Source organism: Chlorobium phaeovibrioides, assembly GCF_003968655.1.
Taxonomy (GTDB): domain Bacteria; phylum Bacteroidota; class Chlorobiia; order Chlorobiales; family Chlorobiaceae; genus Chlorobium; species Chlorobium phaeovibrioides.
Genome location: NZ_RXYK01000010.1, coordinates 18,541 through 34,356, shown reverse-complemented (window position 1 = coordinate 34,356; position 15,816 = coordinate 18,541). Strand labels below are relative to the sequence as shown.

Annotated in this window: 9 protein-coding genes; all 9 read right to left on the bottom strand. The window is 57.5% G+C overall.

What is annotated here, in order from left to right:
• Positions 1 to 132 precede the first annotated feature (132 nt).
• Complete coding sequence (locus tag EKD02_RS07080) at positions 133 to 1,032, bottom strand: sigma-70 family RNA polymerase sigma factor (protein ID WP_011889693.1); 900 nt, start codon at positions 1,030 to 1,032, stop codon at positions 133 to 135.
• Positions 1,033 to 1,170: 138 nt separating this feature from the next.
• Positions 1,171 to 3,879 carry a valine--tRNA ligase gene (locus EKD02_RS07075; protein ID WP_126384717.1) on the bottom strand — a complete coding sequence of 903 codons (2,709 nt, stop codon included), beginning with the start codon at positions 3,877 to 3,879 and terminating at the stop codon, positions 1,171 to 1,173.
• 34 nt (positions 3,880 to 3,913) lie between these two features.
• Positions 3,914 to 4,591 carry an ATP-dependent Clp endopeptidase proteolytic subunit ClpP gene (gene clpP, locus EKD02_RS07070; protein ID WP_011889691.1) on the bottom strand — a complete coding sequence of 226 codons (678 nt, stop codon included), beginning with the start codon at positions 4,589 to 4,591 and terminating at the stop codon, positions 3,914 to 3,916.
• Positions 4,592 to 4,653: 62 nt separating this feature from the next.
• Complete coding sequence (locus EKD02_RS10020; protein WP_155811643.1) at positions 4,654 to 4,812, bottom strand: hypothetical protein; 159 nt, start codon at positions 4,810 to 4,812, stop codon at positions 4,654 to 4,656.
• Positions 4,813 to 4,975: 163 nt separating this feature from the next.
• A complete protein-coding gene (locus EKD02_RS07065; RefSeq protein ID WP_126384715.1) occupies positions 4,976 to 5,731 on the bottom strand; it encodes a S1 family peptidase in 756 nt (251 codons plus the stop codon).
• Positions 5,732 to 5,737: 6 nt separating this feature from the next.
• The gene (locus EKD02_RS07060; RefSeq protein WP_126384713.1) at positions 5,738 to 7,144 is read right to left on the bottom strand and encodes an HlyD family type I secretion periplasmic adaptor subunit; all 1,407 of its coding nucleotides are present in this window, start codon (positions 7,142 to 7,144) and stop codon (positions 5,738 to 5,740) included.
• Positions 7,145 to 7,254: 110 nt separating this feature from the next.
• Positions 7,255 to 7,533, bottom strand: coding sequence for a hypothetical protein (locus EKD02_RS07055; RefSeq protein WP_011357145.1), 279 nt, complete (start codon positions 7,531 to 7,533; stop codon positions 7,255 to 7,257).
• A 111-nt stretch (positions 7,534 to 7,644) separates the two neighbouring features.
• The gene (locus tag EKD02_RS07050) at positions 7,645 to 9,801 is read right to left on the bottom strand and encodes a type I secretion system permease/ATPase (protein WP_126384711.1); all 2,157 of its coding nucleotides are present in this window, start codon (positions 9,799 to 9,801) and stop codon (positions 7,645 to 7,647) included.
• Between the two features lie 33 nt (positions 9,802 to 9,834).
• Positions 9,835 to 15,666 (bottom strand): cadherin-like domain-containing protein, encoded by a 5,832-nt coding sequence (locus tag EKD02_RS07045; protein ID WP_126384709.1) that lies wholly within the window; start codon positions 15,664 to 15,666, stop codon positions 9,835 to 9,837.
• Positions 15,667 to 15,816: the final 150 nt, after the last annotated feature.

The following is a 15,816-nucleotide window of genomic DNA, read 5'->3' as shown; positions in this document are numbered from 1 at the left end:
CCGGCCTACCCCGGTAACCCTCCAGAAGGCAACAACAGAGGCCACCTCAGCTATAAACCGCGAGACAGAAAAAAAAAGCCGCCCCGGGAGAGGGCGGCTGTACAGTACTTCAAAAGAGAAGAAAGAGCGGGCTCAACTTCCTATATACTCCTTCAGCACCTTGCTGTAAGCCGACTGGCGCAGGCGGCGTATGGCTTTCTCCTTGATCTGGCGAACGCGCTCACGGGTAAGCTTGAACTTCTCGCCTATTTCCTCAAGCGTCAGTGGATTATCCATACCAATGCCGAAGTATGATTTGATCACATCCGCTTCGCGGGGAGCAAGCACTGAGAGCGACCGCTCAACCTCAAGCGTCAGCGAATCACGGTTCAGCCCGTGGTCCGGCAGGTGACCGTCGTTCTGCAGCACATCGAGAAGACGGTTGTCGTCTCCCTGCGCAAACGGCGCATCGACCGACACATGTCGTCCGGCAATTTTAAGGGTATCGGCAACATCCTGAGAATCCATATCAAGCAGATTTGCCAGCTCCTTGGTGTTCGGATCGCGCTCATACTCCTGCTCAAGCTGGCTGTATGCCTTGCTGATTTTGTTCAGGGTACCCACACGGTTCAGCGGCAGACGCACAATCCTCGACTGCTCGGCAAGCGCCTGCAGAATAGACTGGCGAATCCACCACACAGCGTAGGAAATGAACTTGAACCCTCTGGTTTCATCAAAGCGCTTTGCTGCCTTGATGAGGCCGAGATTACCCTCGTTGATGAGGTCACCGAGCGTCAAACCCTGGTTCTGGTACTGCTTGGCCACTGATACCACAAACCGCAGGTTTCCCTTGATCAGTTTGTCCAGAGCCCGTTTTGCCCGTTTGTACTCCGTGGTGTCAAGGGGCATATCAAACCCCTCCTTGATCGCCTTCGTCAACCGGACTTCGTCGTCAGCAGTCAGCAGATCATATTTACCAATTTCCTGCAGATAGCGATCGAGCGAAAGGCTCTCACGATTGGTTATCTGCTTGCTTATTTTCAATTGCCTCATTCAGTATTCTCCTTGGGGACTTCAGCTGGTTCTACACCGCACTGCCGGTCTGCAGAACAAACCGGCAAAATTATAATATATGTTCATTCGTGATAATGCCAAAAAAGGGATTTTTTCACCCACCCGCTTCCCCAGCACTCAATTGCTGAGCACAGCAAGGTTCCCCTCAAGCTTCAGCAGGTTCCGGCGAGCCTCAGCGAGTTTTTCACGCTCCTTCTCCACCACCTCCGGGGGGGCGTTGTCAGCAAAACCGGAATTGGAAAGTTTTTTCTCAAGCTGTGCCACATAACCCGATACATTCTGTATCTCTTTCTGCAGTCGGGCCCGTTCTTTGTCAAATGATATCAACCCCTCCAGGAGCACAAAGAGTTCATTTCCCTCCACCACTGAACCGGCGGCATGCGGTGGACGAACCCCGTCGCTGATGAGCGAGGGTACACATTGGGCAAGCGCAGCAATGAACGGAAGCCCCCTCTCCATCACCTTCAGGGCCTCAGCGTCAACCGCCTTCAGCTGCACCTCGGCGCGAAGACCCGGCGGAACACCGAACAGCGCCTTAAGGCTTCTCACCTCAGTCACAAGCTTCTGCACCAGACCGAATCCATCGTCATCCAGAGAAGCAGGCGAAACGGCAACAGGCATGTCAGAAGAGGCAATGCTCTCATGTGAAGAATGCGGCAGCACAAAATGCCATATCTCGTCTGTAATGAACGGCATAACAGGATGCAGCGCCTTCAGCGTCCCTTCCAGCACAGAAACTGCAAGCGCAACCGCTTTACGGGCATCCGCCTCCGAACACCCTTCCGCAAGACTCACCTTCAGCGACTCAAGGTACCAATCGCAGTAGTCGCCCCAGAAGAAGTCGTATACCGTTTTAACGATATCGTTCATCCTGAACTGCCCGAACGCTGCATGGTAGTGTTCCAGCATGCCGTTATAGGCTGACCATATCCATCCGCCCGCAAGATCGAACGATTCATCTGCAGGGTTGAACCCTTCGTAGTAGGCGGCAAAATCCTCCGGTCCCTCAAAATACTTTTCGCGCTGCATGAAAACGAGGCGCGACGCGTTCCAGATTTTCGTCGCGAAATTCCGTCCCAACTCGCATTTCTCCTCACCGAACAGCACATCCTGACCGAGCGGAGCAATGTAGATGATGGTGAAACGAAGGGCATCGGTCCCGTAGGTGTCAATCACCTTCAGGGGATCGGGCGAATTACCGAGCGACTTGGAAAGCTTACGACCCTTCATGTCGCGGATGATGCTTGTGAAATAGACATCACGGAAAGGGACATCCCCCTTGAAATACAGCCCCGCCATAATCATGCGGGCAACCCAGAAAAAGATGATGTCGGGCCCCGTCACAAGGGTATTGGTGGGATAGAAGGCCCTCAAATCTTCATTGTCACTTCCCGGGCCCGTCCAGCCAAGCGTGGTCAGCGGCCAGAGCCATGAAGAGAACCAGGTGTCGAGCACATCCTCATCCTGCACCAGCTTGTCCGTCCCGGCAAGATGGCACGCCTCCTCATATGAGGCAGCAACCCATACCTGCCCTTCAGGATCATACCATGCGGGAATGCGGTGCCCCCACCAGAGCTGGCGTGAAATACACCAGTCACGGATACCGCCCATCCAGTGGCGATAGGTATTGATCCAATGCGGTGGATGGAACCGGATCTCTCCATCGTTGACCACATCAAGCGCTTTTTCTGCAAGCGGCTTCATTGAAACGAACCACTGCTCCGAAAGGTAGGGTTCAACAACCACATCCGCCCGTTCGGAATACCCCACATTATGCTCGTACTCCTCAACCCGCTCAAGATTGCCAAGCTCCTCAAGGTCGGCAACAATCTTCTTCCGTGCGTCGAACCGGTCCATACCGCCATAGCCATACTCGTCCGTCATCCGACCGTCCCTGCCCACGACCGAAATCACCGGCAGATTGTGCCGTCCGGCCACCGCATAGTCATTGGGGTCGTGGGCAGGGGTGATTTTAAGGGCACCCGTACCAAACTCAATGTCGACATAGTCATCAGCTATGATGGGAATATGCCGGCCTGCAATAGGAACCACGGCCATCTGACCCACAAGGTCACGGAACCGCTCATCAGCAGGGTTCACCGCAATGGCAGCATCAGCAAGAATGGTCTCGGGACGCACCGTTGCAATTGAGATGAAGCGTGATGGATCTTTGGCAAGAGCGTAGCGCACATAAACCAGCTGGTCGCGGCGCGACTTCATGATAACCTCTTCATCCGACAGCGCAGTCTGCGATACCGGGCACCAGTTGATTATCCGTTTGCCACGGTATATCAGTCCATCACGATAAAGCGCAACAAACGAATTGATGACCGCCTCTGAAGCCCGTTCATCCATGGTGAACAGGTTCCGCCGCCAGTCACAGGAAATGCCGAGCCGCTTCAGCTGTCTGACAATCAGCCCGCCATACTCATCCCTCCACTGCCACACATGACCAAGAAAATCCTTCCGCCCCAAATCGTGACGGCTCACTCCCTCCTTGCGGAGCTTCCGCTCCACCACCGTCTGAGTGGCAATGCCTGCATGGTCGGTACCCGGAAGCCAGAGCGCCTCCTTTCCCGTCATGCGTGCGTAACGAATGAAGATATCCTGCAGGGTATGGTTCAGCACATGGCCAAGCGTCAGGCTGCCGGTAACATTGGGAGGCGGCATCAGCACCGAATACGGTGCTCTCCCCTCCTCCAGTACCTGCGAATGTTCAGCATGAAACGAGCCAAGCGCCTCCCAGTGGGCGCTCCTCCATCGCTCTTCTACTTCGCTGTGGTTATAAGTCTTCTCGAGATTAAACGGGGTCAGCTCTTCACTCATGTCAAGGCGGTAAATCGGTTGTATCTACTGAAACTCAGTCTTTCTTCTCAGGTGCCGGGCGCTTCTCGAACACCTGATCAATAATTCCATACTCAAGGGCCTCTCCGGCATCCATCCACCGGTCGCGCTCTGAATCCTCACGCACCTGCTGCACATCCTTGCCGGTGTGCTTTGCCATAATCTCTTCAAGCAGCCTGCGGATTTTCTCGATCTCGCGCGCCTGGATGATGATGTCGCTCTCCTGACCCTGCGCACCACCTGAGGGCTGGTGAATCATGATGCGCGAATGAGGGAGCGAAGCCCGCTTGCCCTTTGCGCCGCTTGCAAGCAGGAACGCACCCATGCTGGCAGCCATGCCCACGCACACCGTCGACACATCAGGACGGATGTACTGCATGGTATCATAAATACCCAGACCCGCCGAAACGCTTCCGCCCGGAGAGTTCACATAAATAAAGATGTCGCGATCAGGGTCCTCGGACTCAAGGAAAATAAGCTGCGCCATGATCAGGCCCGCAACATGCTCGTCAATGCCGCTGCCGAGGAAGATGATGCGCTCGCGAAGCAGACGGGAAAAGATGTCAAAAGCCCGCTCACCGCGGCCGGAGGTCTCAATGACCATCGGCACCAGAGAGTTCTGGATACCCTCTTCTATAGCTCCTGAATAGAGCTTTGAGGCGTGATGCTCAAAACCGAAATTGATGTTCGCCATGAGATTATATGGTCTGAAAGTGGATAATAAAAACAAGGAAACCCCGCCGGTCGGGGCTTGAATTAGGGAAGATACGCAGTCTCAAGAAGAAACAGAAACCATAATGCCACCGTTCCCGCCAGGCCTTTATCAAGCATTTCATCCGTTTGGAGGTTGGCCTCTTCGGCAAAGCGCCCTGAAATGGTTATCTGGTAACCGCTGCGTACTCGTACCTGTGCCATAGGTCTATCGCCTCCTTCATGAGAGCTCTCTTTGCTACCAATATAGAATATTCAGAAAAAGGGTCGCACATGTTCAGCATCATGAGGAAAAATACCGTGCAGAAGGAGCTCCTGCGATAAGAAATGCCACGGACCGCTATAGCTGATTGTAGCCACATCCGGCTCAATCAGCCTTGCTGGTCCCCAGAAGCAGGAAGATGCTGTCCTGATTGCCGGCAAAGACCTGATAAGGGCGAAGCTCCTTCACGGGATCGAAAACGGCGCTGCGCACCTTGATTTGATACCCCTCCAGGAAATTCAGGATGAGGGAGCTTTTCAGGGCGAAATTGACATTCTGCGGGAAGTCCCCGTATTTCTGCAGCGCCTTCTGCGCGTCCAGCTTATGACTGATGAGGCCGTATACCCTGCCGTCCGGACCAATCACCGGGCTGCCTGAATTGCCGCGCTGGATTTCAGCGCTCAGCTGGAACCAGTCCTCACGGCCCCGGAATTTCTGGTCGCCGTTGAAGATGCCTGCAGTGATACGCTTTTCGGAAACATAATTGCCGATTTTGGGAAAACCGAGCACAAAGGTCTCCGCTCCCCTCGGAAAAGTCTGCCACTGACCGAACTCGAGCGGTCGGCCCTGAACGGAAGCAGCAATGATGGCGATGTCGAGCTCGTCGCTGTATCCGACGACCTTTGCCGCCGTGAAGACCCGATCGCGCTCCTTGGCGACATAGAGCCGCTGCTTGCCCCTGACTGCGTGGTTGGCGGTGAGGAGGTAGCCCGGAGCGATAAGAAACGCGGTTGCAACGGAGGTTTCAGGGGTGAGGGTAAGGGCGCGCTTTACGGACTGCGGCGCAGGCGGCGCCGCATCAGCAAATGGCGAGAGAACAGATGCCGAAAGGGTTATGAGAAGAAGCAGTCGTTTCAGCATGCGGCATCACTCCCTGAAGGCCCGGTCCTGGAGTTTGAATACAGGCTCCATCAGATACTCCATCACCGTCCTCTTGGCAATCACCATATCGACATTGGCCGCCATACCGGGAGTGACGGGGTAGTGCCTGCCCTTGTTCTCGAGATAGGACTGATCGAGCTCAACGCGGACCTGGAAGAACTCCCGGCCGTCCTCGAGCTGCTGCGCATCAGGGCTGATGACGGTAACTTTGCCCTTGATGTCGCCGAAGCGTGAGAAGTCATAGGCCGTAAGCTTTACGGAGACGGTCTGTCCGATATGGACGAAAGCGATATCCTTCTGCTGGATGGCAGCTTCAATTTCGATTTTACCATCGATCGGCGTCAGCTCAAGAATCGGCTGACCCGGCTGGACCACGCCGCCTTCGGTGCGAATGTGGATCTTGTTGACGATTGCGTTCACCGGAGCAACGAGCTGGGTACGGTTCAGGCGATCACTCAGACCCTGCAGTTTCTGTCGAACCTCGGCAAGACGCCCCACACCCTCTGCATACTCGTTTCCGACCTGACTCATGAAATTCATACGCGACTGGGCCAGACGAAAACGCCCTTCGGCAAGAGCCGCATCGGCCCGTTTGAGGGATACTTTCGCCTTATTGAGCTGCGACAGGGCCTCATTGCGTTCCCGGTCTACATTGATCAGCGAAAGACGCGCCTCGAGCCTGCGGTCCACAAGATCCTTGATAAGCCCGTATTCAGCCCTGGCGAGCTCAAGCTCCCTTGTGGCCCGGTGCAGCTCGACTTCAGCCTGCATCCGCTCTTCCCTGCGCTGGCTTACCTGCGCGTCAAGCAGCTGGAACTCCGTGTCGAGCACGGCCTTCCGTTCCCGGTACTGAGCCTGTTCGGCGGCTATGAGCTCAGGCTCCTCCTGCATCACCTCAAAAGGAAAAACCGGATCCCGCTCCTCTTTTTCAGCAAGAAGGCGCTCGACGCGCACCGCAATCGCCCGCTCCTCTTTCTGCGCCTGGCCGTAAAGACTCTTTGCCTGGGTGGGATCGAGACTCACCAGCACACTCCCCTCCTCTGCAACATCACCCTCACGCGCATAGATGTGCTCGATGATGCCCCCCTCGAGGCTCTGGATGAGCTGGGTCTGTTTCGGCGTAACCACCTTGCCCTGCCCGGTAACGACATGGTCCAGCTCTGCAAACGACGCCCATATGAGCATGACCGCCAGAAACACCGTAATCGAGAGCAGAAGGAAAGTCGGCGTCGACTGCTTCCCGCCCCAGAGACGGTTCAAGCGGTCGATGCGCTCGAGGCTGGAAGAGACGAACCGGGCAAAACGCGACTCCTCCTCACCCTCAGAGTGCGGCGAGAGGAACCCTGCAAGGATCTCTTCGGCAGACCTGCCCTTTAGAAACGGAAACTTCAAGAAGCCGATCCCTCCTGATTAGTGAAAATGAAAGACTCAAAAGCAGGAATGGCCCCCCAGAGGGGGCCTTCGTTCCTGACTGTAAACCACAGAGACAACAGACGGGGAGCTTACTCCTTGACCTGTGTGTCGATGACATCGGAAGCATCACCTTCGCCTTCGATCTTCTCGTCCTCACGGCGTTTCAGTATACCTTTCTCGAGCATCTCCTCGATGGCGCGATTGATGCCGGTATGCATCCGGAGAAATGAAGCGATAGGCAGCACGAGGTCGCCTCTCTCCTGTGCACGCTGCTCGCCTTTTTCGTCCTGCATCCTGCGGAGGGTCTGAATGCGCACAAGGCCGCCGCCGATGCGGATGAGGCCGATATCGTCAATGAACTGGTCCATAAGTGTTCTCCTGTTGAGGGTTTCTGGGGATTGGTACTGCAGTAAATAAAATCAATTAAAATAGGTTTTCCATTGCATAGCGACAAGTGCATTGTCGGCACCGCCGCCGGCTCATCCTTTCACCGCCATGGCAGTGGGGGGAGCTCCCGGAGCCGGGTTTTTCCGGTCGAGGATCGATTTGGGGCCGTCGGCGATAATGCGCCCCTTGTCGAAGATGATGACACGGTCAACAAGCTTCAGCATGGCGCTGCGGTGGGTGATGACGACAAGCGTCTTGCCGATGATCACCTGTGAGAGCCGCTCGACGAACTTCGTTTCCGAGCCCATATCCATCATGCTCGTCGGCTCGTCCATGATAAAGACGGAGCGGTTCCCGACCAGACCCCTGGCAAGCGAAATCGCCTGTTTCTGGCCACCTGAGAGCCCCTCACCCCGCTCGCGGAGCATGAGGTCGTAGCCGTTCGGGTGGTCGCCGAGAAAATCGTGGACACCGGCAATCTCGGCCGCCCGAAGAAGCTCCTCGTCGGAAACGGCGAGGGCACCCGAAGCGATGTTGTCGCGCACCGAACCCGAAAAGAGCCAGCTATCCTGCATAATGAAGGAAACATGCCGGCGGATGTCGAAAGGGTCGATCTGGCGGACATCGGTATCATCGATCAGCACCGAACCGGAAGAGGGCCCATAGAGTCCGAGCATGAGCCGTGCGGCCGTGCTCTTGCCGGAACCGATCTTGCCGAGAAGAGCGACCCGCTCACCCGGCTGGATCGTGAACGACAAGTCCTGCAGGGCGTTCTGCTGCTGGTCGGGGTATGCGAAATTGACCTGACGGAACTCCAGCTTGCCGAGCATTTTCTCCTTGTTCAGGAACCGGGTCGAGGGGGGCCGGTCGAGCGGCAGCGCCATGAAGCGGTCGAGAGCAAGGAATGAAGCCTTCGCATGCACGAGCCTCGTGAGCAGGCCGGCAATCTGGCCGAGCGGTGCCATGCCGCGACCGGCAAGGATGACTGCTGCGATGAGGGCACCCATCGTCATGTTGCCCACCGCCGCCTCGTAGGCTCCGACCACAATGATCATGACCTGGGCGATCTGCTGGGCGAACGCACTGAAATTGACGACTATCTGGGAGACGAGGCGGGACTTGACGGCTGAACCCGACTGGGCGAGCAGGCTCTCGCGCCAGCGCTTGCGCATTTCTCGCGTCGCCATGGAGGTCTTCATCACCTCGAGCCCGCTGATGGTCTCGACAAGGATCGACTGCTTCGACTTTCCCTCTTCAAGCGACTCCTGGGCCAGCTTGCTGAGGAACGGCTGGGCGATGACGCCGGAAGCGACAACCACAATAACCAGCACCGCCGGAACGATAACCACCGGGCCGCCGATAACATATATGGCGATCAGGAAAACGACGACGAACGGAAGATCGATGAGTGCGACAAGGGTGGCGGAGGTGAGAAAGTCGCGCAGGGTTTCAAACTCGCGCATGACGCTGCTGAGCCCGCCGACCGAATCGCGCTTGGCCGACATGTCGATCGAAACCAGCTGTTCGAAGAGCTTCTCGCCGATGCGTACATCAGCCCGGGATCCCGCCCCGTCGAGGAACCAGGAGCGGAGCATCTTGATGAGCGCATCGAAGAGCAGGGCGATGAAGACGCCGATGGTGAGGGCGACGAGCGACTCGGTCGCGTTGTTCGGCAGAACACGGTTATAGACCACCATGGAGAAGATCGAGGTGGTCATGGCAAGCAGGTTCGTCATGACGGCGGCAATGAAGACCTGCCCGTAAGCCCACTTGCTCTCCTCAAGAGGACGGAGCAGCCAGCTCCAGCGGCTGAAGAGGCTCGCCGAATCAAAGCCGATCCGGTAGACGCGCTCAATGTTACGGGAGTAAGCCTGTTCCTGGAGTTTCAGCCCCTCCTTCGAACCCTCCGGCTCGAGCACATCGGCCTGTCCCCCCTCGGCAAGCCGGGTGATGACGACGAACTTGTCGATGTTATGCTGCACAAGCGCCGGAACATCCTCATCCTCAAGGCGCGTCACATCCTTCGGCAGCTCATATATCCGCAGACCGCAGACACGGGCCACATCCTGTATGTCCTCGATCTCCGCCTGCGCCTTACCCTGGGGAAGGGCGCTGCGGATGAGATCCAGGCTCAGCGACTTGCCGGACTGGCGGGCGAAATCGAGAATGATCTTCTCGAAATTCGAGGCCAGCTTGACCGGTTTCGGCTCAAGGATTTCTACATCAGCTTCGTCAGTATAGGGGGTCATGGCAAGAATATAGTGAAATCACTCCGTAAATGTTTAATTGGCGAGCGATGAATAGAGCTGGTCCCACCAGTGCTCGCTGAGGACACCGGTATCAGATTCGGCGAACCAGTCCGAAGAGACGGTGTCGGGCACATTCGCAGAATCGAAATCGATGCGGACATCCACATACGCGAGCGCCTCCCCGTCGGCGTCGACGAACCCTTCGAGGTGCAGCGATGCATAATAACCCGCACCGTCGTCAAGGTTCAGGTAGGAGGAATAATCGTACATGAAATCTGTATTGACGAGATCGGCGGCAGTAAGCGCCTGGAGGTCGCCAGAGGCCGCCTCGTGATAGATCCCCGAAAGGTCGATGAGATCGCCCTCGTCGACGGAAAAGTCCTCGATGGTTACCGCCACCCTCTGAGCAGGATCTTCAGGCAGGAACACGAAGGTGTCGGCGCCCTCGCCGCCGTTGAGGACGACCTCGCCGGGATCCGCACCGGTCCATGCCGTGGTGGCGATAAGCACATCGTCTCCCGTACCGCCATACAGATGATCGTCGCCGCCGAGCGAGATGAGCACATCGTCACCCCCGCCTCCGGCAAGCACATCGTCGCCGAGCCCGCCGATCAGCCGGTCACCGTACCCGCTTCCCTCGACCTTGATACCGATGGTCGTCTGCAGCGGATCGTAGGCGCCGTCCATGAGGAGCGCCCCGTCGGCGGAAGCGACATTCAGCACCCAGCCGGTGCCGAAAACCAGATCGCCAGTGACTGCCGTGAACTGCAGTGTTGCATCCGCAAAAACATATTCTTCAACCTGCGCGTAGTCAACCTGTCCCGACAGGTCTTCCCAGAAATTGTCGACACGCTCGATCCTGAGCACAGGAAGATCCTCTTCGAACGAGAGATCATACTCGGTGATGCCGCGGAAGCCCGCCTCGTCTCCGAGCAGCGTATTGAGGAAGTCGAACTGGGAAGCGGAGACGAACGCAATCTTGTACTCCGACATACCGTAGTGGAAATAGACTGTATCCTTACCATCACCGCCGACCACATAGTTCTGCGTATAGGTGAAATCGCCGAACGCGTCGGCGTAGTAGATGTCGTCGCCATATCCGCCACTCACGATGTCGTCGCCGTCTCCTGCAAGGAAAGTATCGTCGCCATATCCGCCCATGAGCACATCGTCCTGCTCATGACCCAGCAGCAGGTCGTCACCGTCCTCTCCGTAGAGGATGTCGTCACCCGTCAGGCCGTCAATCACATCATCCGCCGATGCCGTGCCCCACAGCGTATCGTCAATCATGGTGATGTCGCCGACAATCGGGGACGACGGCATGACGGTGTAGACGGCTGACGCCCCCGTCGTGTTTTCGTTGCCGGTCCGGTCAAGGACGGCGCCGTCACCGACGCTCACCACCATCGGCATCGCCAGGCCCTGCGAGCTGCTCACCTCCAGCGTGGCCGTCCACAGCGTGGGATCGAGGGCGTCCGGCTGAAGACCTGAAACGGTGTCGAAACAGAACACGTCGGAGAGGTCGAAATCGATCACCTCCTCGCTGAAGTCGAAGGTGACCGTAGTCGTCCCGCCCTCGTACAGCACCGGATCGGCAATGGTGATAAAGAGTTCGGGCGGGCCGTCGGTTATCGTGAACGACTTGACGACGAGGCTCGCGTTCTCGGCTCGGTCAGTCAGGACAAGAATCGTCTCGTAGGTACCGGTGGTGACGACCTCCGGGAGCAGGAACTGCCAGGAGGCCTCGCCGGTCGAGGCATCGAAGGAGGTGATGGTGAAGGCGGAATCCGAAGGATTCTTCTCATTGGTATCCGCATCATACGAAGAACTCTGCCACAGGCCGAGCTCTTCGTTGTAGGTCGCCGTATACTGGACACTGTCGAAGATCAGCTTGAACTCCAGGTACTCAGACTCCTCAGCGGCATTCAGGGTGTCGACAAGGTCGACATATCCGCGCATGAAGAACGCACCCGACTCGGGATTGATGAGGCGGATCGAGGCCGTCTCAGGAGCCACCGCGTCACGCACCAGGGTACTGCCGGCAACGGGATTGCCGCTGTCGTCGAGGGGGACCAGCGGATTTTTCACTGGATTGCCCTCGTTATCAGTCGTAGTATAGGTGAATGTTGAATTGTAGTCGGTAAACGAGTCGGTAAGCTCGACCTGCGTCGTGGTGAAGGAAATCAGGTCGAAGTCCAGCCCTCCGGCGTCATTGAAAGTCACCTCAAGATCGCCAACGATGCTCGACACCCCGTAATCGACCTTGGAGGCGAGCTGGTCGTCAGAGAAGACCAGCTCGGAAAGTGCTGCCAGCTTGAGGCCGTACTGGTTGCTCTCGATATCCTCATCAGTGGCATCCTCCCCCAGAGCGGCAAGAAAATCCGACTCATCATTGACAGGAGTTGCCCTGGTGCTGACAATGTCGATACCGACCAGCTCCGAGATTCCCGATGCGGCCGCGGCGTAGTAGGTCGAAATCAGTTCGGCATCCGCTACCACGTCAAACGAGAGCTCTTCGACACCTGCGGCCAGTTCAATCAGCCGGACGGCGCTCTCGGTGTAGGGGGTGACGCTGACCTCGCTGACGCTGTTTTCGGGTACATCGACCACTGCGCGCAGCGCAACATCGAGCGCCGTCGTCGTACCGGTCGCCTCGTCGACATAGCTGCCGCTTTCGAGGCTGAGGAACACATCGCCGAAGTAATGGAACAGCCTCACCTGGAACTCCTCGACCACATCCACCTCCGTGCCGGAAATGATCTTCGTGTCGATGATGGCCCCCTCCCCGATGAACTGCACATCCCCGGCATCTGCACCGACGATCTCGTACGCCCCATCGATCTTCTCAATCGAAAAGAGCAGCTCTCCCGCGCTGGTATACGCATTGACGACCACCGTTCCGTCGTCGATAAACGGTCCGGCCGACATGTCGAAAATGAGGTCGGAAGGATCGTCGGTCCCCTGCAGCGTGACCGTAAACACTGCCGCAGCGCTCGAATCCGTCCCGTCGGAAGCCACGACGCTGAAGCTGCGCGTCTCACCGCGGGTGACATCGTCGGCGGTATTGTTGAATTTAAGCGCGTCGAGCAGTAACTCATAGCTGGAGATCACCGCAGGGGCTCCTTCTCCTCCAGACTCTACGAGGCTCGTGAAGACGACCGTCCGATCTTCACCCGCATCGGTCACGCTGTAACTGAACGCTGTGCCATCGTAACTCACCTCACCGACATTGTCCGAGGTATCCGACAGATCAATCACTGTGCTTCCGAGCACCAGCCGGTCTCCGGACTCCACCGTCGAGGGGTCAATCGAGACCTTAAGGGTGGCGAGATCCGTACTGTCAATATCCGAAAGATTGAGCCCATCAGCAGCAAATGCGACAACCGCCGAACCATCATCCGTTCCGGCGACCTCGACGAACGTGGCGGTGTTGTCAATGCCCGTAGCGTCTGAGGGCTTGAGATCAACCGCCGGCATGTCGTTCACCGCCGAAACGTTTACGCTTAGCGTGTACTCTGAGGCACTGTAGTCGGTGCCGTCGTACACCTCGAAGCCGATCGTGGCGTAGGGGGTCCCGTATGCATCGTCGGCAGGCGTGTAGCGGAGATTCCAGGCATCGATGTCCGAGGCGCTGATAAGCTGGTCAGCAACAACATCGACCCACTGGGAACCGTCGTAGTACTCGAGGTCGCCGGCGCTCTCGAGCGCCGTGATCCGAACACCGGCAAACGAGTCGCCGTCGACATCGTTGAAGGTGCCGAAATCGTCGGCAAGCAGCACCACGAAGGTATCCTCATCCATCGTCACGGTGTCGTCTGCAGCACTCGGAGCGTCATTGACCGATGAGACATTCAGTGTCAAGGTGTACTCCGAGCTACTATAGGCTACACCATCATATACCTCGAAGCCGAGCGATGCGTATGGGACCCCATACGCATCAGCAACCGGCGTGTAACGCAGGCGTCCTGCTTCGATATCCGACGTGCTGATCTCCTGTGAATCGCTTACGGCTGTCCATGTCGTTCCATCACTGCTGTATTCGAGCGAGCCAGCCACAGGAAGCGTCGTGATCCGAACGCCAGCAAGCAAGTCACCGTCTACATCTGTAAAGCTGCCGAAGTCGGATACAGCCAACAGCACAGCCACATCCTCTTCAGTCGTTACGCTGTCATCAGTCGAAGTCGGCACATCGTTGACCGATGTGACATTCACTGTGAGCGTATACTCCGAACTGCTGTATGAGCTTCCGTCCGACACCTGGAACCCGATCGTGGTGTACGGGGTACCGTTCATATCGGCCGGCGGCGTGTAGCGCAGCCGCCCGGCGTCGATATCCGAGGCGCTGATCTCCTGATCGAGCGGGACCGTCTCCCAGGCAACCCCGTCGCTGCTGTACTCGAGCGTTCCTCCGGTCGGGAGCGTCGAGATCTTCACCGCGGCCAGTATGTCGCCGTCGGTATCTGAAAATGTCCCGAAATCCTCAAGGGTAAAGGCATAAGCAACGTCCTCGTCCGTCGTCACTTCGTCGTCGGTGGAATCCGGCAGGGTGTTGATGTCCACACTGAGGACATAACCACCCTCACTGTAGGCCGCACCGTCATAAACCTCGAAGCCGATCGAGGCATAATCATCGCCCGATGCCCCGGCCTCCGGCACGAAACGCAGCCGTCCGCCGTCGATCGACTCCGTGCTGATCTCCTGACCGGCACTGACCGCCGTCCATGTCGAACCGTCTGCGCTGTACTCGAGGCTGCCGGCGGAGGGCAGCGAGCTGATCTTCACCCCCGCGACGGAATCGCCGTCGACATCGGTGTATGTGCCGAAATCGTCGAGAGAAAGCACAATCGTCGTTCCTTCGTTCGACACGACACTGTCGTCGCTCGAAGTCGGAGCGTCGTTGACACCGCTCACTGTGATATCCAGCTGGGCTAAGTCTGTGCCGCCATGGCCGTCGGAGATCAGGTAGGTGAAGCTGTCCGTTGCCGTCTCGCCCTCTCCCAGTGCGTCGGCCGCCGCCTGGTCGGCCAAGTAGGTGTAGCTGCCGTCGCTCTCGAGCGTCAGCGTGCCGTAGGTGCCCGTAAGCGCCTCCCCTACCGTACCGATGGAGCCGTACCCCGACTCCGTACCCGTCCGCAGCGCCGTCACGCTCAGGACATCGCCATCACCGTCGGTGTCGTTGGAGAGCACGCCAGCCGAAGCGCCTACTGTCAGCGTATCCCCCTCATCGACAGCATCGTCATCATCGGCGGCAACAGGCGCCGTGTTGTCAGCAGCAAGGAGTTCATCGAAATCATACAAGGACTGCGTCCCGGCAAAGAAACCCAGGCCAACGGCAAGCACCGCTGCCGGATCCAGCCAGAAGAGCCCTTTGTCGTCGTCATCGTCCTCTTCCTGAACAGAGTACATCGGCTCCTGCGGCTCGATGTACTCAAGGGTATAGACCTGGTAGTCGGCGACGAGCGCATAGCCGGTATCGGAAGAAGGAACCAGATAGCTGAGGATGTCCTCACCGCCGTCAAACTCCATAATCCCGGAGCTGCCATCGGAATCGGGAGGTGCGACAACTTCTTCTGGATCGGCAGGGGGTTTTTCAGGAAGCGGGTCGGCGACAGTGAACACCTCCCGTTCGGAGGAGGTTTCGTCAAGAGAATCGGGGATGGCGGCGCCAAGGGCGGCGTTCACATCCAGCGTAAGCCCGTCGTCCGGCTCTTCCGCCTGCGGCAACTCCAGATGCGAGGCCGCCCACTTTTCATAAAAGAGATGGGAAACATAGAGGCCGATGCCGACGCCAAGATTGGATGGCCATGAACTCACGGTCCGGGCTATGCGCTTGCCTGCCCGGCGGGCCCACTGCTTCAGCCGCATGTATCCACAAGCTTATCAATACGCATCATAAAAACCCGAGCCCCATACTGCCATCCCGGATCCCTCGGATCGTAAAGGCTTATGGATTGATTGAGTGGCGAAACCCGCAACACGCAGGTCATACCGATTCTTGAGTCACTTCCGGGAGCT

Excerpts from the sequence above, each read along its gene's own strand:
- EKD02_RS07080 (WP_011889693.1), bottom strand. The coding sequence starts at position 1,032 with ATGAGGCAATTGAAAATAAGCAAGCAGATAACCAATCGTGAGAGCCTT.
- EKD02_RS07075 (WP_126384717.1), bottom strand. The coding sequence starts at position 3,879 with ATGAGTGAAGAGCTGACCCCGTTTAATCTCGAGAAGACTTATAACCAC.
- clpP (WP_011889691.1), bottom strand. The coding sequence starts at position 4,591 with ATGGCGAACATCAATTTCGGTTTTGAGCATCACGCCTCAAAGCTCTAT.
- EKD02_RS10020 (WP_155811643.1), bottom strand. The coding sequence starts at position 4,812 with ATGGCACAGGTACGAGTACGCAGCGGTTACCAGATAACCATTTCAGGG.
- EKD02_RS07065 (WP_126384715.1), bottom strand. The coding sequence starts at position 5,731 with ATGCTGAAACGACTGCTTCTTCTCATAACCCTTTCGGCATCTGTTCTC.
- EKD02_RS07055 (WP_011357145.1), bottom strand. The coding sequence starts at position 7,533 with ATGGACCAGTTCATTGACGATATCGGCCTCATCCGCATCGGCGGCGGC.
- EKD02_RS07050 (WP_126384711.1), bottom strand. The coding sequence starts at position 9,801 with ATGACCCCCTATACTGACGAAGCTGATGTAGAAATCCTTGAGCCGAAA.
- EKD02_RS07045 (WP_126384709.1), bottom strand. The coding sequence starts at position 15,666 with ATGCGGCTGAAGCAGTGGGCCCGCCGGGCAGGCAAGCGCATAGCCCGG.